Here is a 17,288-nt window from a genome sequence, read left to right as displayed (position 1 = left end):
GCCCCTAGACTGAAGTCTTGGCCAGATAGTTTTCCAGCCAGTGGATGTCGTAGTCGCCGTTGGCGATATCCTGATTGGAAATCAGTTCCTGGAACAATGGAAGCGTCGTCTTGATTCCGTCAATCACGAATTCGTCGAGCACACGGCGAAGTCGCATCATGCATTCTACACGCGTGCGACCGTGCACGATCAGCTTGCCGATCAGGCTGTCGTAATAGGGCGGGATCTTGTAGCCCTGGTAGGCACCCGAATCGACGCGTACGCCAAGCCCGCCGGGGGCGTGGAAGTGCGTGATCGTGCCCGGCGATGGCACGAAGGTCCGCGGATCCTCAGCGTTGATGCGGCATTCGATGGCGTGGCCGGAGAATTCGATCTCCTCCTGCGTCACGGAAAGCCCGGCGCCGGAAGCAACCCGGATCTGCTCGTGCACGAGGTCGATGCCGGTGATCGCTTCGGTGATCGGATGCTCCACCTGCAGGCGGGTGTTCATCTCGATGAAATAGAACTCGCCGTCCTCGTAGAGGAACTCGACCGTGCCTGCGCCGCGATACTTCATCTTCTTCATCGCGTCGGCGCAGATCTGGCCGATCTTCATGCGCTGCTCGACGTTCAGGGCAGGGGAGTTGGCCTCTTCCCAGACCTTCTGGTGGCGGCGCTGCAGCGAGCAGTCGCGTTCGCCAAGATGGATCGCGTTTCCGGCACCGTCGCCGACCACCTGTACCTCGATGTGGCGTGGCTTGCCGAGATACTTTTCCATGTACACGGCGTCGTTGCCGAAGGCTGCGAGCGCTTCGGAACGGGCGGTCGAAACCGCTTCTTCGAGATCGGCCGGGGTCTTTGCGACCTTCATGCCGCGCCCGCCGCCGCCGGCCGTCGCCTTGATCAGGACCGGGAAGCCGATCTTGCGCGCGATTTCCATCGCGTTTTCAGGCTTGACCTCGCCGTCGGAGCCAGGAACGACCGGAATGCCGAGTTCGACAGCCGTCTTCTTGGCGGTGATCTTGTCACCCATCAGGCGGATGTGCTCGGCCGTCGGTCCGATGAAGGTGATGCCGTGCGCGTCGAGAATTTCGGCGAACTTGGCGTTCTCCGACAGGAAGCCATAGCCCGGATGCACGGCGTCGGCGCCGGTGATCTCGCAGGCGGCGACGATCTGGTGGATGTTGAGGTAGCTGTCGCGCGAGGGCGGCGGGCCGATGCAGACGCTCTCGTCGGCGAGGCGGACGTGCATGGCGTCGGCGTCGGCCGTCGAATGCACGGCAACGGTGGCGATGCCGAGTTCCTTGCAGGCACGCAGGACGCGCAGCGCGATCTCGCCGCGGTTGGCTATGAGGACTTTGGTGATCATCGCGCCGCCCTCACTCGATGACGATCAGCGGTTCGCCGTATTCGACCGGTGCAGCATCGGTGACCATGATTTCGGTGACCTTGCCCGAGCGCGGCGCCGGGATCTGGTTCATCGTCTTCATGGCTTCGATGATGAGCAGCGTCTGGCCTTCCTGCACGGTGGAGCCGACTTCGACGAAGGGGCGCGCGCCAGGGGCGGGGGAGAGATAGGCCGTGCCGACCATCGGCGCGGTGACAGCGTTCTTGTTGTCGCGGACGGCGGCGGCCGGTGCGGCGGCTGCTGCTGCAACCGGTGCTGCGACGGCAAGAGGAGCGGGAACAGGGGCGGAAACGTACTGCGGCGTACCGGCGCGCGAGACGCGGATGCGCAGGTCGTCCTGCTCGACTTCGATCTCGGTCAGGTCCGTCTCGTTGAGGATGTTCGCGAGATCGCGGATCAGCGTCTGATCGATGCCCTGCTTCTTGTCAGCCATGGGATTGAGCCTCTTATTTTCTTTATTTCGTCAAGGATTTCAGCGCTTGCAGCGCCAGGATGTAGCTATGCTCGCCGAACCCGCAGATGACGCCCTTGACCGCGGGCGCGATCATGGACTTGTGGCGGAATTCCTCGCGCGCATGCACGTTGGAAAGGTGCAGCTCGACGACCGGGATCCGGATGGCCCGGATGGCGTCGTGCAGGGCGATGGAGGTGTGCGTGTAGGCGCCTGCATTGATGGCAATGCCGGCCGCCGTATCGCCAGCCTCGTGGATCCAGTCGACGAGCACGCCTTCATGGTTCGTCTGGCGAAAGTCGATCGCAAAACCCAGCTTCTCGCCTTCGGCACGGCACAGGGCCTCGATGTCGGCCAGCGTATGCCCGCCATAGATGCCGGGCTCGCGCTTGCCGAGCGCGTTGAGGTTTGGACCATTCAGGACAAACAGGGTGGGAGCCATTCGAATTTCCGCTTTCTGGATCGTGGCTTACCTATAGACCGCCGGTTCTTCAAGGAAAAGCCCCAAGGACCCGCGCGCGCCTTGTCCACAACCACGTTGCCTGAACAGCAAGGGAATGGCGGAAAGATGGCGGACGGCACGATCCCGGACGTCGGGCGCCATTCCAGGACCGTGCGCGTCATCGGTGTTGCAGGCCGGCCTCAGCAGGCGGCCTTGCCGCAGGAGCGGACGTTCGCCACCTTCTCGTTCAGTTCGTCGACGCCGACCGCGCCGAATACTGCTTCATTTGCAATGACGTAGGAGGGCGTGCCGGTGATTCCGAGGCTCTGTGCAAGGCTATAGGCATTGCGGACGGCGTCGTCGTGCGGCTTCACTTCCATCTGCTTGCGGATGTCGGCTTCGCTGACGCCGAGTTTCACGGCGAGCGCGATCGCGGTTTCTTCCGTGGCACGCTCCTCGCCGCCGAGCAGGGTGCGATGGAACTCGCCGTACTTTTCAGGCGCGAGATCGCGGAAAGCGGCGCTGACCTTGTGAGCCGCAAGCGAATCAGGCCCGAGGATCGGCAGTTCCTTCAGCACGAAGCGGACATTCTTGTCGGCTTCCAGGACGGCGTCCATGTCCGAAAGCGCCCGTTTGCAGTAGCCGCAGTTGTAGTCGAAGAATTCGACGATGGTCACGTCGCCGTCGGGATTGCCGAGCGAGATGTCTTCGGCGGCATTGAAGATCGCCTTCTGATTGTCGGTGATCGCGGCGGAGGCCTGCTGCTGCTGCGCCTGCATCTGCTTTTGCTGAAGGGCCTCCTGCATGTCCATCAGGATTTCCGGATTTGCGAGAAGGTATTCCTTCACGAGTGCGCCGATCTCTTCCTTCTGCTTGGCATCGAAGGCATGGGCCTGAAAGGGAAGGGTGAGCGCACCTGCGAGCGTGAGCGCTGCTGCAAGCTTCTTGCCGTGATTGCGAAACATATGGTCCTCGTGATGGCGCAGCAGACTGGGCTGCCGTCGTTTTCTATTGGCCGCTTCGCTACCATGATTGCGGCGCATTGCGACGACCTTACGGCGGCAGCGGCGGAAACGGAACAGCATTTTCGGTAGAAAGGGTGCCCTGTCGGGATTGTGAACAGGGCGCTGTTCCGGCTACTTCGCTGTGCGCGGTACGTAGCGGCGCCCGGGTTCGGGCCTTCGCTTGGGCAAAGGCGCGCAGCAAATTCGTACGCACGCCGTCCGGCGTCGTCTGTTCTTGATTCTCGAGGAAAGATCGAGCGATGAAAGTCTCCCGACGCAGTGCAGTCGAACCGTTCCACGCAATGGACGTCCTTGCCGAGGCGACGCGGCGGCGCTCTGCAGGCAATCCGGTCATCTCGATGGCGGTCGGCCAGCCGGCCTATCCCGCGCCCGCTGCGGCGCTTTCTGCCGCCCGGCAGGCGCTGGAGGACGGACGCATCGGCTATACCGAGGCACTCGGCCTGAACGACCTGCGCCGGGGCATCGCCGCGCATTACCGCGCCCGGCACGGCGTCGATGTCGACCCCGCCCGCATCGCGGTGACGACAGGTTCGTCGGCCGGCTTCAACCTTGCCTTCCTGACGCTGTTCGACGTGGGCGACCGCGTCGCGATCGCGCGGCCCGGCTACCCCGCGTATCGCAACATTCTCGCAGCCCTCGGCATCGAGACGATCGAGATCGAGGTCAGCGCAGAGAACGGCTTCACGATGACGCCAGAAAGCCTTGAGGCCGCCCAGAGCGTGTTCGGCAAGCTTTCCGGTGTGCTCTTGGCAAGCCCGGCCAATCCGACGGGCACCGTCACCGACCGCGCGCACCTGAAGGCGCTGGCCGATTACTGCAGCGCCAGCGACATCGCGTTCATCTCCGACGAGATCTATCACGGGCTGACGTTTTCCGGCGAGGAGACGACTGCGCTTGAACTGACAAGCGACGTCGTCGTGATCAATTCCTTCTCGAAATACTACTGCATGACCGGCTGGCGGATCGGCTGGATGGTGCTGCCGAAGGATGTCGTTCGCCCGATCGAGCGGCTGTCGCAGAGCCTCTACATATCCGCCCCGGAGATTTCGCAGCTGGCGGCGCTCGCAGCGCTTGGCGCGCACGAAGAGCTCGACGTCCACCGCGAGGCCTATCGCCGCAACCGCGACTTGCTGGCAGCGCGGCTGCCCGAGATCGGCTTCACCATCGCCTCGCCCATGGACGGTGCGTTCTATGCCTATGTCGATGTCGGCCGCTTCACGAACGACAGTATGGCGTTCGCCCGCCGCATGCTGGCCGAGATCGACGTCGCCGCGACGCCGGGGCACGACTTCGATCCGATCGGCGGGCACCGCACCATGCGATTCTCCTTTGCCGGGGCCTACGAGCAGATGGTCGAAGCGACGGACCGCATAGCAGCGTGGCTGAAATAGGCGGCGGCGACTGGTCGATGTGCGATCGCTGGGCCGGGCTTGGGAACGGGCCGGGGCAGGGCGAAAGCCATGGGCGAAGCTGTCTTTCGGCGTTCACCAACAGTGGCATCACAGCCTGAAAAGAAAAGACCCGGCGCAATGGCCGGGTCCTGCATTCCTTAGTGCTACTGCTCTCAGAAGAAGCCGCGACGCTGCCACCAGCCGCCCTTCTTGGGCTTCTCCGGCTCGTCGCCTTCCTTCTCCTTCGGCGAAGAGGATTTGACGACGGGCGCCGACGCGATCGTCGAAAGGTCGCGATTGGCGCGCGCGGGCTTGGCTTCATCGAGATCCGCCGCAGCCTCTTCGACGGCCTCCTCGACCGCGACGTCTTCAGCGGGTTGATCTTCGATCGCTGCCTGTGCCTCGACGTCGGCCGTCACTTCCGGTTCGGCTTCCTTCTTTGTCTTGGCCTTGCGGGTCCGGCGGGCCTTCGGTGCGGGCTCGGCCTGCACTTCGGCTACGACCTCTTCTTCGCTTGGCGCCGGCTGGCCTTCCACTACGGCCATGACTTCGGCATCCGCGGCAGCCGGGATCACGGCAGGCTCTTCGACGTCGGCCTCAGCTTCCGTGTCTGCCGATTCTGCACCGGCTTCCAGCTCGTCGCCACGGTTGCGGCGGCCGCCGCGCTTGCCGCGACGACGGCGCTTGCGCTTGCCCTGATCGTCGTCGGCTGCGTGCTGTGCCTCGCCGGCGGCTTCCGTCTCATCCTCGGCCTCGTCGCCTTCCTCGTCGACGTCGCCCGGCTGTTCACCGCCGAACGATGCGGTGTCGCTGGCTTCGGTCCCCTCGGAACCGCCACGGCCGCGGCGGCGGCGGCGGCGCTTGCGCTTGCGGCCCGACTGGTCGTCAGAGGACGAAGCAGCAGCGGCAGGAGCGGGCTTCGCCACAGCCTCGGCTTCCTCTTCTTCCAGATCTTCCTCGATGACGATGTCGTCATCCTCGTCCGGCTCGGGAGCGAACTGGACGAACTGCTCGATCTTCACCGGATTTTCGACCGGCTCGCCGCGGTCGATCGCGAAATGCTGGGCGCCGACATGGGCATCCGCATCGATGACGATATGCACGCCGAAGCGCGTCTCGTAATCGTTGATCGTTCCGCGCTTCTGGTTGAGCAGGTAGAGCGCGATATCCGGCGTCGTGCGCACGGTGATGTTGTGCGTGGTGTTCTTGAGCAGATACTCCTCGATGCCGCGCAGGACATGCAGTGCGACGGACGACTGCGAGCGGATATGCCCGGTGCCGTTGCAGTGCGGGCAGGTCTGCGTCGTGCTTTCGAGCACGGAGGCGCGGATGCGCTGGCGCGACATCTCGAGCAGGCCGAAATGCGAGATCCGGCCGACCTGGATGCGGGCGCGGTCGTGCTTGAGGCAGTCCTTCAGCTTCTTCTCGACGGAGCGGTTGTTGCGCTTCTCCTCCATGTCGATGAAGTCGATGACGACGAGGCCTGCAAGGTCACGCAGGCGCAGCTGGCGTGCCACTTCCTCGGCGGCTTCGAGGTTCGTCTGTAGCGCCGTCTCCTCGATCGAATGCTCGCGCGTCGAACGGCCGGAGTTGACGTCGATCGAGACGAGCGCCTCGGTCTGGTTGATGATGATGTAGCCGCCGGACTTCAAGGTCACCTGCGGCTGCAGCATGCGGTCGAGCTGAGCTTCGATGCCCGAGCGCGAGAAGATCGGGTGGATATCGCGGTAGGGCTGAACCACCTTGGCGTGGCTCGGCATCAGCATCTTCATGAAGCCCTTGGCTTCCTTGTAGCCTTCCTCGCCGGCAACGACGATCTCGCTGATATCCTTGTTGTATAGGTCGCGGATCGAGCGCTTGATCAGCGAGCCTTCCTCGTAGACGAGGCAGGGCGCGGTCGAATTCAGCGTCAGCGTGCGCACGTTCTCCCACAGGCGCATCAGGTATTCGAAGTCGCGCTTGACCTCGACCTTGGTGCGGTTGGCGCCGGCGGTGCGCAGGATCACGCCCATGCCCTGCGGCACCTCGAGATCGCGGGCGATCTCCTTCAGGCGCTTGCGGTCCTGCGGGTTGGTGATCTTGCGGGAGATGCCGCCGCCACGGGCGGTGTTCGGCATCAGGACCGAATAACGGCCTGCGAGCGAAAGGTAGGTGGTCAGCGCCGCACCCTTGTTGCCGCGCTCTTCTTTGGCGACCTGGACCAGCAGGATCTGCCGGCGCTTGATCACTTCCTGGATGCGGTACTGTTTGCGCGGCTTGCGCTGGATGCGGTCCGGAACCTCTTCCATCGCGTCTTCGGCGCCGACCGATTCGATCACTTCCTTTTCTTCGTGGTGATCGTCGTCGTCGTCATCGTCGTCGCCGGGACGCTTGCGCACCTCTTCGGAGATGACGTCAGTATCGACGGCGGCGGCCATGTCGCCGGACGGGGTCTTGCTGTCCTCGTCTTCCGCTGCTGCGGCCGGCACTTCTTCGGCGGCCTCATCCTTGGCGACGGCCTTCTTGGCCCGCGGCTTGCGCGGCTTCTTCGCCTTCGGCTTGGTTTCTTCCTCGACCGGCTCGGCCTCGGCTTCTGCGGCAGGCACAGCTTCCGCCGTTTCCGCGACGACCTCGACCGCCTCGGTCCTGGCTTCGACTGCCTTGGCTTCGACCGGCGTCTCCTCCGGGGCCTCCTGGACGATCGTCACCGGCTGGGCGGCGACGGGCGCGGTCTCGACATGTTCGATGTCCTCGTCGCGGCGGGCCTCCTCGGCTTCCGCACGAAGCAGCGCCTGACGGTCGGCCAGAGGGATCTGGTAGTAGTCGGGATGGATTTCGGCGAAGGCCAGGAAGCCGTGGCGGTTGCCGCCGTAGTCCACGAAGGCCGCCTGCAGCGACGGCTCAACGCGGGTCACCTTGGCAAGATAGATGTTGCCGCGGATCTGCTTCTTGTGCTGCGATTCGAAATCGAATTCTTCTATGCGGTTGCCGCGTACGACAACGACGCGCGTCTCCTCTGCGTGAGACGCATCGATAAGCATTTTGTCTGCCATGAAAGTTCTGCTCCTCGGCGCAGGCCAAGCCTGTCTGGCGACTGGCCGCTGATGGGCGGTCGGTCGGAAGGTGGGAGCGCTGCGCCGGATAAGTGAGTTCCCGTCGGGGCGGGGTGAGCGGGCCGCGGCCAGACAACGGCTGGTACGATCACGCACCGTAGCCTGTTAACCTCTGACATATACCGCAGCGACAACATCAACGTCCAAACGAGATTGCCAATGCCATAGACCGAAACGGTCCGATGAAGCGGGCCTGAATGCCCATGGTGGATATCCACCGTTGATTTGGTCCGGCCACCGCCGGATTACCGCGATTCCATTGCTCGGGAAGAAACTTTGCGACGGCGGATGAAGGCCAGTTTCGGCGCCAATTCCAGATGGTTGGCTGCCCGCCTGCGGCTTCTATCCCGTCAGTGCTTTTTCCCTGAAATCGCTTTTATGTTCAATATGTCACAATGGCAAGGAAAAAGCCGGGACCGTCACAATTATGATCCAATCCCGCAGGATGGAGGCCGGCCGCCCGAGCGCTCCGGCGCAACGCCGGTAAGCTTCGGTTAACCATGCGGCGTCAAGTTTGTCCGACGATTATTCGCTTCGGGCGTCTGGTGCGGCCGAAGGAATTGCTGTTGGATCCGAGCCGCAAGCAGGGCGGCGTTGGTCGGGGGAGGTCGGGATTTGAAGGTCGTGGTCACGCGAAGGGCTGAAGCGGGCAACCGGGCGGCGAGGGTGCTGTGCCGGCTTGCGGGCGCGGCGGTCCTTGCGCTTGTGGCCTTTCCCTCGTTGGCCGGCGGGATCGCTGCTGCCGGCGCAGAGGTGACGACCGGCTCCATCCCGGCAGAAAACTCGGCACTGCTGGCCTATTCGGGCCGCATGGCCGGCGACGATGCCCGCACGCGCGTCATAATCGATTTCGACAAGCGGCCGGATATTTCGGTTCACTACGTCGCCAATCCCTACCGCATCCTGATCGATCTTCCCGAAACGGTGTTCGCGCTGAAGAAGGATGAGTTTGCCGCCCGCGGCCTCTTCACGGACGTTCGTTTTGGCGCCATGGCGGAGGGGCGGTCGCGCATCGTGCTGACGGCGGACAGGCCTGCAAGCGTCACCTCCACCGAGGTTCGGGAAGAGGAGGGCGGCAAGAGCTTTCGCCTCGTCATCGATACGGGGATCGTCACCGAGGGTGCCTTTGCCGAGTTGGTGAACGGCCAGAAGTGGAAAGAGGCAACCACGAGCGTCGCTTCCGCCGATGGCGCGGTGGTGCCGGGTGGGGCGGTGGAGCCTGGTCGTTTCGTCATCGCCGTCGACGCGGGCCATGGCGGGATCGACAACGGCGCACTGGGGGTCGAGACCGGCACGCATGAAAAGGACGTGACGCTGGCCTTTGCCAAGGAGATCGCGGCCGCGCTGAACAAGCTGCCGTCGACAGAGGCGTTCTTGACGCGTGACAACGACGAGTTCCTGTCGCTGCCGCAGCGGGTGCAACTGGCGCGCAGCCGCAATGCCAACCTGCTGATCTCGATCCACGCCGATACGCTTCGCCAAAAGGATATCCGCGGCGCCACGGTCTATACGATTTCCGACAAGGCATCCGACAGTCTCGCTGCCAACCTTGCCGCGCGCGAAAACCTTTCGGACGAGATTGCCGGAATGCCGCTGGAGGGCGAACCGCCGGAAGTGGCCGATATCCTGATCGACCTGACGCGCCGCGAGACGCAGGGCTTTTCCGTCGGCCTGGCCAAGCAGGTGGTGGACGCCTTCGAAGGCGAGGTCAAGCTCATCAACAATCCGCATCGCTATGCCGGGTTTCGTGTGCTGAAGGCACCCGATGTGCCCTCGGTGCTTCTTGAACTCGGCTTCCTGTCGAACAAGGAGGACGAGCAGCTTCTGATAGATCCGGCCTGGCAGAAGAAGGTGGCCGGCTTGATCGCCGAGGCGGTGGGGCGCTATCGCGCGACCGTCGTCGCCAATGGCGGCTGAAAGCCGGCATCCCGCCGGGTGCGGTTGCGTGCAAAATAGCGTTCATGTGCCGAAAAAGTGACAGCACCGCCAATTGAACCATGGCCTTCGCCCGTTGTTTGCATTAAGCCCTATTTTCCTCACATTCGAGGCTCTACTCGGGTCTGACGGGGCGACTCGGTGACGAATATTCAGGTCGCCGGCAGGGATGCATGGCTGTCCAGAAGCACAGGCACCACGTGTGGTGCGCCGCCATCGTTCCAGCGATGAATTGATTAGGATACCGGTAACTGGCAAATGATCAGATTGATTGGATATTTTTTCGGGATTGGCACTGTCTTCTTCCTCGGTGTTGCCGCGGTGGTTGCGGTCTATCTCGCCAATGTCACAAAAGATCTGCCTGACTACGAGGTATTGAGCAACTATTCGCCGCCGGTGACGACGCGTGTCCATGCCACCAACGGTGCACTCATGGCCGAGTACGCCCGCGAGCGCCGGCTCTACCTGCCGATCCAGGCGATCCCGGACCGTGTCAAGGCGGCGTTTCTTTCGGCCGAAGACAAGAATTTCTACAACCATCCCGGCGTGGACGTCACCGGCCTGTTCCGCGCGATCGTCACCAACCTGCAGCAGATGGGTTCGGGCCGTCGCCCGGTCGGCGCCTCCACGATCACTCAGCAGGTCGCGAAGAACTTCCTGCTCAGCTCCGACCAGACCATCGACCGCAAGGTCAAGGAAGCGATCCTGTCGTTCCGCATCGAACAGGCCTATTCCAAGGACCGCATCCTCGAACTCTATCTCAACGAGATCTTCTTCGGGATGAACTCGTACGGCATCGCCGGCGCTGCGCTGACCTATTTCGACAAGTCCGTCACCGAACTGACGATCGCCGAGACGGCCTACCTCGCCGCCCTGCCGAAGGGGCCGAACAACTATCACCCCTTCCGCCGCGCCGAGGCTGCGATCGAGCGGCGCAACTGGGTGATCGACCGCATGGTCGAGAACGGCTACGTCACCAAGAGCGAAGGCGACGAGGCCAAGAAGCAGCCGCTTGGCGTCAGCCCGCGCAACCGCGGCTCCTATCTCTTCGCATCCGATTACTTCGCCGAGGAGGTGCGCCGGCAGATCATCGAGCGCTATGGGGACAATGCGCTCTATGAAGGTGGTCTGTCGGTGCGCACCTCTCTCGACCCGCGCCTCCAGGTGATCGCCCGTAAGGTGCTGCAGGACGGCCTCATCAGCTATGACGAGCGCCGCGGCTTCCATGGCCCGATCAAGACCGTCGAGATCGGCAGCGACTGGGGCATCGAACTGAGCAAGGTCCAGGCGTTCAGCGACGTTCCCGAATGGAAGCTGGCCGTCGTGCTTGCCACCGACGCCAAGGGCGCCGACATCGGCCTGCAGCCCCGCAAGGAGCCGTCGGGCAAGGTTGCGCCAGAGCGGGTCACCGGGCGCATTCCGGCCGAGGCGATGAAGTGGGCTTACCGCTCTGCCAAGGGCGACCGTCGCTCGGCGCAATCGCCGGAAGGCGTCTTCAGTCCTGGCGATGTCGTCTATGTCGAACCGACCGAGACCGAGGGTTCCTACCGCCTGCGCCAGCCGCCGCGCATCCAGGGCGGGCTGGTCGCCATGGACCCGCACACCGGCCGTGTGCTTGCCATGGTCGGCGGCTTCTCCTACAGCCAGTCGGAATTCAACCGCGCCACGCAGGCGATGCGCCAGCCCGGCTCGTCCTTCAAGCCCTTCGTCTATGCAGCGGCGCTCGACAACGGATATACGCCCGCCTCCGTCATCATGGACGCCCCGATCGAGATCGTGTCCGGCGGCCAGGTCTGGCGCCCGCAGAACTACGGCGGCGGCTCGGCAGGCCCCTCGACGCTTCGTCTCGGCATCGAGAAATCGCGCAACCTGATGACCGTGCGCCTTGCCCAGGACATGGGCATGAACCTCGTCGCCGAATATGCCGAGCGCTTCGGCATCTACGACAAGATGAACCCGGTTCTCGCGATGTCGCTCGGTTCGGGCGAAACGACGGTCCTGCGCATGGTTTCGGCCTATTCGGTTCTGGCCAACGGCGGCAAGCAGATCAAGCCTTCGCTGATCGACCGCATTCAGGACCGCTACGGCAAGACGATCTTCAGTCACGAGGAGCGCACCTGCGAAGGCTGCAACGCCCAGGACTGGGAGAACCAGGAAGAGCCCAATATCGTCGACAATCGCGAGCAGGTGCTGGACCCTATGACCGCCTACCAGATCACCTCGATGATGGAAGGCGTCGTCACCCGCGGCACCGCGGCCGGCAAGATCAAGCTCGACCGTCCGGCGGCTGGCAAGACGGGCACGACCAACGACGAAAAGGACGCCTGGTTCGTGGGCTATACGCCGGACCTCGTCACCGGGCTCTATCTCGGCTTCGACAACCCGGCACCGCTTGGTCGTGGCTCGACGGGCGGCTCTCTGTCGGCCCCGCTCTTCAACACCTTCATGCAGCAGGCGCTGGAGGGCACGCCGCCGACGAAGTTCCTCGTTCCGGAAGGCATGCAGATGATCGCCGTCAACCGCAAGACCGGCATGGCGGCCATGGAGGGCGATCCGGACACGATCATGGAGGCCTTCAAGCCCGGGACCGGCCCGGCCGACACTTTCTCCGTCATCGGCGGCGAGGAATACATGGAGCCGGAAGAGATCCTCCGCAGCTCGCCTCAGGCCAACCAGGCTGTCAGCGGCGGCCAGAGCGGATTGTTCTGATCACCTTCAGCCGGTAAAAATCAAAAAGGCGGGCGTTCTCAAGCGTCCGCCTTTACATCTTTCGGCCATGTGACTATCTCACGGGCAAACTCGCAAACAATCGAAGAAGACGGATATGCGCGCGGAAATCGAAAACGTAGTCGACGAAATCAAGCAGGCCATAAGCCTGCTGAGGAGGCATCTTTGACTGGGATCAGGCGGTAAGACGACTGGACTGGTTGAACAACAAGGCAGAGGATCCGAACCTCTGGAACGATGCCACCGAAGCGCAGAAGCTGATGCGCGAGCGCCAGCAGCTCGATGATGGTATTACCGGCCTCCGCGCCCTGGAGCAGCAGCTCAAGGACAACATCGAGCTCATCGAGCTCGGTGAGGAAGAAGGCGACGCCGACATCGTCAAGGATGCCGAGAACGCGCTCAAGGAACTGCGGGCGGAAGCCAATCGCCGGCAGGTGGAAGCCATGCTGTCCGGCGAGGCCGACGGCAACGACACCTATGTGGAAGTCCATTCGGGCGCAGGCGGCACGGAGAGCCAGGACTGGGCGAACATGCTGCTTCGCATGTACACCCGCTGGGCCGAGCGCCAGGGCTTCAAGGTCGAGCTTCTGGAAATCCACGACGGCGAAGAGGCGGGCATCAAGTCCGCGACGATCCTCGTCAAGGGTCACAATGCCTATGGCTGGATGAAGACCGAATCGGGCGTGCATCGTCTGGTGCGCATCTCGCCCTATGACAGCAACGCCCGCCGCCACACCTCGTTCTCGTCGATCTGGGTCTATCCGGTCGTCGACGACTCGATCAACATCGACATCAACGAGAGCGATTGCCGCATCGATACCTATCGCTCGTCCGGCGCCGGCGGCCAGCACGTCAACACGACCGATTCGGCCGTGCGCATCACGCACATCCCGTCCGGCATCGTCGTGGCCTGCCAGCAGGAGCGCTCGCAGCACAAGAACCGGGCCAAGGCCTGGGACATGCTGCGCGCCCGCCTGTACGAGGCCGAGCTGAAGAAGCGCGAGGAGGCTGCCAATGCCGAAGCCGCCTCGAAGACGGACATCGGCTGGGGACACCAGATCCGTTCCTACGTGCTGCAGCCCTACCAGCTGGTGAAGGACCTGCGCACCGGGGTGGAGAGCACCGCGCCGTCGGATGTGCTCGACGGTGAACTCAACGAGTTCATGGAAGCAGCCCTCGCTCACCGCGTCAGCGGTGGCGCCGACGCCGCAGTCGAAGACCTCGCCTGAGTGGGCTTCGCTGCCTCTCAAGCTGGCAGACCGCAGAATGGAACGGCCCCTTCTTGGGGCCTTTTCATTGCCGGCATGCCTGCAACGTCACATGACGCGATCGGCCTTCTACCGCGACGCCTCCGGCACCCGGCCGATACCGCCAGGAGGCGATGCCGCCATTAATTGCTGGCCTTTTCCACGCGCATCTCGCCGAGATCGTCGATCAGGACGGTCCAGGAATCGGAGCGGGTCGCCTTCGGATCGGTCTTGAGGTGGATGGTGGCAAACATGCCGGGCTGGGCCGTGACGCCGTCCGAGCTCTCCGGGCGGATATCCGTGACGTAAGCCTTCATCGCGCTGAACGCCTCGATCTCGCTCGACGAGGCGATTGACGGACCGTCGGCCGCCATTTCTATGCGCTGAAGATAGATCTTTGCCGTCCCGTCCGGCTGGCGCAGGGAAAACAGCTTGTAGTAGCCGCGGCGGACGGGCGTGTCGCCTGCAGCCGGAGAAGCGCTCTCCGGAGCCTTGTCGGCACCCTCTGCACTGTCCTGCCAGTAGCCGGTACTGACGGCGAAGGTTACGGCCGGCGGCAACGGTGACGCCTCCTCTGCACGGACCGTTGCTGATGCGCCAAGAAAGGCTGCGAGGAGGACGGCGGTGGCGGGGGAGCGGAACATTGCGAACTCCTTGGCTTTCCGGGGACGGCCTCGGTTCAATACTGGAACTGTTCGGACAGGATACGCTCCGACCAGGAATGATCGGGATCGGATAGAATGATGGCCGTCAGGTTTTCCGATTGCGAAATCCGCACGGAGCGGACGGATTTCACTTCGGTATAGTCGGCGACCGCATTCACCGGCCGCTTCTCCGCCTCCAGAATGTCGATCTCGACCCGCACGTGGTTGGGCAACAGCGCGCCGCGCCAGCGACGGGGACGGAAGGGGCTGACAGGCGTCAGCGCGAGGAGGGGGGCTTCCAGCGGCAGGATCGGCCCGTGGGCGGAAAGGTTGTAGGCCGTCGAGCCGGCCGGCGTGGCCACCAGAAGGCCGTCGCAGATCAGCTCGTCCAGCCGGACCCGTCCGTCGATGCTGACGCGCAGCTTGGCGGCCTGATAGGATTGCCGGAACAGGTAGACCTCGTTGATGGCCAGTGCCTCGCTGACGGCTCCGGCCGCATCGACCGTGCGCATTTCCAGCGGTCGGCACAGGTTCTCGACGGCACTGGCGATGCGGTGGGGTAAATCGTCCACGCTGAAGCGGTTCATCAGGAACCCGACCGAACCGCGGTTCATGCCGTAGACGAGCTTGCCGGAATTCATCGTCGCGTGCAGCGTCTGCAGCATGAACCCGTCGCCGCCCAGCGCCACGATCACATCGGCCGTCTCCGCATCGGCGTTTCCGTAGCGCGCTACCAGTTCGCCGAGCGCCTCCTGCGCCTCGGGCGCCTGCGACGCGACGAAGGAAAGCGATTTGATGCTGCGCGTCATATCCTGCCGATGCCTCTTCCGATGCCATCACACTGCGCCGCGCCCGGAGCCAGCAGCGCCCGATCCGCGGGCCGCCTTTGTGGCATGCCTTGCAGTCATGTGCATCATAAAATTGGGGTCATCGCCCGGCCAGACGGACGCGTCGGTTCTGGCCAGTCTTGAAAGACCGGATTAGGAAATCTTGCCAAATAATTGATTTAAGTGGTGAGCGCGCAGGGATTCGAACCCTGGACCTACTGATTAAAAGTCAGAGTGTGTATAGCGTAAATAATTGATATATCTATATAAATAATATAATAAATTTCACTGTGCGTGTTAATGTGCGTGTTAATGTGCGTGTGAATTATGCCATGGAGACCTGGAAAGGTTGGCTGTAATCCTCTCACAAACGTGTTTTGACGAACGGTATCGTACCAACAGCGCCGTCCTTCGGTCTGAATACTCGTAAGATTTCCGTCACGAACTTACGCAGATTGCCTGCCGTAGTCGTCATGCGTATGAGGTCCCCGCTTCTTCTTTAGCCTGCTTGAGGCGCGCAGATTCGAGAATGAAGAATGCTTTCAAAGTGATTGAATTTCTGTGGACACTCGCCATTAAGTTGGCGATTGTTCTTGTTATGTGCTAGTTGAAGTGTGAAAGGATCACCATGCGCGATTGGTTCCCACTGACCAACTACGAGTTCTACGCGTTCGTCGCGTCTGGTATGTTGCTTGTCGCGACGTTCGACTATTGTTTTGCCGAAGCAGTCTTAGTCCACCGAACGGAGTGGACAACAGTCCAGTTTATCTTTTGGACAGTAGTGTCCTTCATCGTCGGGCATATATGTGCGGCGCCATCGGCTGGGCTCGTTGAGCACCTGTTGGCGCGAACACTCTTTCACGACCCGATGTCGGTACAGCTAGGTCTTAAGCCGTTACGTCGGCGGGAACGCGCGCTGGGGTGGCTCTTCGCCTATCGCGAATACGCGCCGCTTACTCCAGCGACGCGCGAAACTATCCTTACAGCAATCGCGACCGATGCAATTGGCCGCTGTACTCATCGCGCCTTCGAGATCGCCTACCCAGTGGCGCGCCAGGTGGAGGATACCGCGCGGCGCCTGGAGAGCTTTCAGAACGCGTACGGGTTCTGTCGAAATATCGTGTTTGTATCACTTATTGCCGGCGGTGCGCTGGCCTACCGCTATACCGTTTACGGTATCGGCCAGGACGTGTGGTTCTCGTTGACCGCATTTGTGATCGCGATCGGGATGTATGGTCGCTTCCTAAAGTACTACGCGCTGTTCGGTAGGGAGGTCTTGCTGCGCTTTCATGCGTCTCTGATCGGCGAGAAGGGATCGGTATAGTGGATATTCGAATATTTGATGTAGAGCACGGTGGCTGTGCGTTGGTGTCGACCGATAACGGCGAGCACCTTCTCATCGACGCAGGACACAACTCCACCACTGGATGGCGACCTTCGGTCTACTTGCCAAATCTCGGGATTACCTCGCTTGAACGCCTAATTATCACAAACATGGATGAGGACCATGCAAGCGATCTGCATAATCTGCGGAGAACCGTGGAGATAAGAGCGCTGTACCGCAATCCGACGGTCGGCGCTGGTGAGATCCGGCATCTAAAGGGCCAGGGCGGCATCGGAAATGGCATATCTAGTTTAGCGGAGATGATGACATCTTACATCGGAACCGTACCTGCGGAACCCGATCTTGGCGGTCTAACTATCAAAATGTTCTGGAACGAGTATCCGTATGATTTCGAGGACGAGAACAATCTCAGCTCGATATGCATCCTGCGTTACCACGGCCTCGTAGTTTGTTTTCCAGGTGATATGGAAGTCCAAGGATGGAATCGTCTGCTAGATAGGCAAGATTTCCGCGCGGCGATGGCCGATGTCCATGTTCTCGTTGCTTCGCATCATGGCCGTCGTAATGGCTGCTGTGAGGCCTTATACGTAACTGGCTGGCGACCGCTGATTACAATCATATCCGATTCCGGCATTGAGTACGCCACGCAGGAGACCGTGAACTGGTATCGCGAGCGTACATGGTCTGCCCCCTGAAAAGTGATCCTTCTTGAAGTATGGCTATTGAGCCGAGGAAGGACATTGAAATGGCAGGGAAAAGACACAAGGCAGAAGAG

13 protein-coding genes are annotated in these 17,288 nt (G+C 62.2%); 6 read left to right on the top strand and 7 right to left on the bottom strand.

All coding sequences use genetic code 11. The annotated features are described in order from the left end of the window. Positions 1-4 precede the first annotated feature (4 nt). The 4 genes from accC to CRO48_RS10155 all read right to left on the bottom strand — a co-directional run bounded on the left by accC (position 5) and on the right by CRO48_RS10155 (position 3,245). Positions 5-1,348 (bottom strand): acetyl-CoA carboxylase biotin carboxylase subunit, encoded by a 1,344-nt coding sequence (gene accC, locus CRO48_RS10170; protein WP_097138811.1) that lies wholly within the window; start codon positions 1,346-1,348, stop codon positions 5-7. Positions 1,349-1,358: 10 nt separating this feature from the next. Beyond that, positions 1,359-1,820, bottom strand: coding sequence for an acetyl-CoA carboxylase biotin carboxyl carrier protein (gene accB, locus CRO48_RS10165; RefSeq protein ID WP_097138808.1), 462 nt, complete (start codon positions 1,818-1,820; stop codon positions 1,359-1,361). A gap of 22 nt (positions 1,821-1,842) precedes the next feature. Continuing rightward, positions 1,843-2,280 (bottom strand): type II 3-dehydroquinate dehydratase, encoded by a 438-nt coding sequence (gene aroQ / locus CRO48_RS10160; protein ID WP_097138806.1) that lies wholly within the window; start codon positions 2,278-2,280, stop codon positions 1,843-1,845. Between the two features lie 200 nt (positions 2,281-2,480). Further along, positions 2,481-3,245, bottom strand: a complete 765-nt coding sequence (locus CRO48_RS10155; RefSeq protein ID WP_097138804.1) for a DsbA family protein — start codon at positions 3,243-3,245, stop codon at positions 2,481-2,483. Between the two features lie 299 nt (positions 3,246-3,544). On the opposite strand from CRO48_RS10155, the gene CRO48_RS10150 reads away from it, so the two are divergent. Continuing rightward, positions 3,545-4,696, top strand: coding sequence for a pyridoxal phosphate-dependent aminotransferase (locus CRO48_RS10150; protein ID WP_097138802.1), 1,152 nt, complete (start codon positions 3,545-3,547; stop codon positions 4,694-4,696). 173 nt (positions 4,697-4,869) lie between these two features. Here CRO48_RS10150 and CRO48_RS10145 read toward each other — a convergent pair whose 3' ends face one another. Further along, the gene (locus CRO48_RS10145) at positions 4,870-7,728 is read right to left on the bottom strand and encodes an Rne/Rng family ribonuclease (protein WP_176526714.1); all 2,859 of its coding nucleotides are present in this window, start codon (positions 7,726-7,728) and stop codon (positions 4,870-4,872) included. Between the two features lie 675 nt (positions 7,729-8,403). Here CRO48_RS10145 and CRO48_RS10140 point away from each other — a divergent pair. The 3 genes from CRO48_RS10140 (at position 8,404) to prfB (ending at position 13,679) form a co-directional block, all read left to right on the top strand. Beyond that, positions 8,404-9,705: an N-acetylmuramoyl-L-alanine amidase gene (locus tag CRO48_RS10140; RefSeq protein ID WP_407071909.1), complete on the top strand. Its 1,302-nt coding sequence runs from the start codon at positions 8,404-8,406 to the stop codon at positions 9,703-9,705. 276 nt (positions 9,706-9,981) lie between these two features. Then, positions 9,982-12,432, top strand: coding sequence for a penicillin-binding protein 1A (locus CRO48_RS10135; protein WP_097138800.1), 2,451 nt, complete (start codon positions 9,982-9,984; stop codon positions 12,430-12,432). Positions 12,433-12,547: 115 nt separating this feature from the next. Beyond that, positions 12,548-13,679 (top strand): peptide chain release factor 2 gene (gene prfB / locus CRO48_RS10130; protein ID WP_097138798.1). Its coding sequence is split into 2 segments (ribosomal slippage): positions 12,548-12,616 and positions 12,618-13,679, totalling 1,131 coding nucleotides; the frame shifts between segments, so codons are not numbered across the junction. A 161-nt stretch (positions 13,680-13,840) separates the two neighbouring features. Here the strand turns inward: prfB and CRO48_RS10125 are convergent. Both CRO48_RS10125 and CRO48_RS10120 read right to left on the bottom strand, forming a co-directional pair. Then, positions 13,841-14,341 (bottom strand): hypothetical protein, encoded by a 501-nt coding sequence (locus CRO48_RS10125; protein ID WP_097138796.1) that lies wholly within the window; start codon positions 14,339-14,341, stop codon positions 13,841-13,843. Positions 14,342-14,376: 35 nt separating this feature from the next. Then, positions 14,377-15,150: an NAD kinase gene (locus CRO48_RS10120; protein WP_097138794.1), complete on the bottom strand. Its 774-nt coding sequence runs from the start codon at positions 15,148-15,150 to the stop codon at positions 14,377-14,379. Positions 15,151-15,796: 646 nt separating this feature from the next. Here CRO48_RS10120 and CRO48_RS10115 point away from each other — a divergent pair. Both CRO48_RS10115 and CRO48_RS10110 read left to right on the top strand, forming a co-directional pair. Beyond that, positions 15,797-16,492: a hypothetical protein gene (locus CRO48_RS10115; protein WP_097138792.1), complete on the top strand. Its 696-nt coding sequence runs from the start codon at positions 15,797-15,799 to the stop codon at positions 16,490-16,492. Beyond that, on the top strand, positions 16,492-17,208 hold the full coding sequence (locus CRO48_RS10110; RefSeq protein ID WP_097138790.1) for a ComEC/Rec2 family competence protein: 717 nt from the start codon (positions 16,492-16,494) through the stop codon (positions 17,206-17,208). The genes CRO48_RS10115 and CRO48_RS10110 overlap by 1 nt, the downstream gene beginning before the upstream one ends. Positions 17,209-17,288: the final 80 nt, after the last annotated feature.

It is taken from the genome of Rhizobium subbaraonis, from assembly GCF_900220975.1.
GTDB classification, from domain to species: domain Bacteria; phylum Pseudomonadota; class Alphaproteobacteria; order Rhizobiales; family Rhizobiaceae; genus Mycoplana; species Mycoplana subbaraonis.
Note: the sequence above shows the minus strand (reverse complement) of the source record. Positions and strands in the feature narration are given on the sequence as shown.

Excerpts from the sequence above, each read along its gene's own strand:
- CRO48_RS10125 (WP_097138796.1), bottom strand. The coding sequence starts at position 14,341 with ATGTTCCGCTCCCCCGCCACCGCCGTCCTCCTCGCAGCCTTTCTTGGC.
- CRO48_RS10155 (WP_097138804.1), bottom strand. The coding sequence starts at position 3,245 with ATGTTTCGCAATCACGGCAAGAAGCTTGCAGCAGCGCTCACGCTCGCA.
- CRO48_RS10150 (WP_097138802.1), top strand. The coding sequence starts at position 3,545 with ATGAAAGTCTCCCGACGCAGTGCAGTCGAACCGTTCCACGCAATGGAC.
- CRO48_RS10120 (WP_097138794.1), bottom strand. The coding sequence starts at position 15,150 with ATGACGCGCAGCATCAAATCGCTTTCCTTCGTCGCGTCGCAGGCGCCC.
- accB (WP_097138808.1), bottom strand. The coding sequence starts at position 1,820 with ATGGCTGACAAGAAGCAGGGCATCGATCAGACGCTGATCCGCGATCTC.
- CRO48_RS10145 (WP_176526714.1), bottom strand. The coding sequence starts at position 7,728 with ATGGCAGACAAAATGCTTATCGATGCGTCTCACGCAGAGGAGACGCGC.
- CRO48_RS10135 (WP_097138800.1), top strand. The coding sequence starts at position 9,982 with ATGATCAGATTGATTGGATATTTTTTCGGGATTGGCACTGTCTTCTTC.
- CRO48_RS10115 (WP_097138792.1), top strand. The coding sequence starts at position 15,797 with ATGCGCGATTGGTTCCCACTGACCAACTACGAGTTCTACGCGTTCGTC.
- aroQ (WP_097138806.1), bottom strand. The coding sequence starts at position 2,280 with ATGGCTCCCACCCTGTTTGTCCTGAATGGTCCAAACCTCAACGCGCTC.
- accC (WP_097138811.1), bottom strand. The coding sequence starts at position 1,348 with ATGATCACCAAAGTCCTCATAGCCAACCGCGGCGAGATCGCGCTGCGC.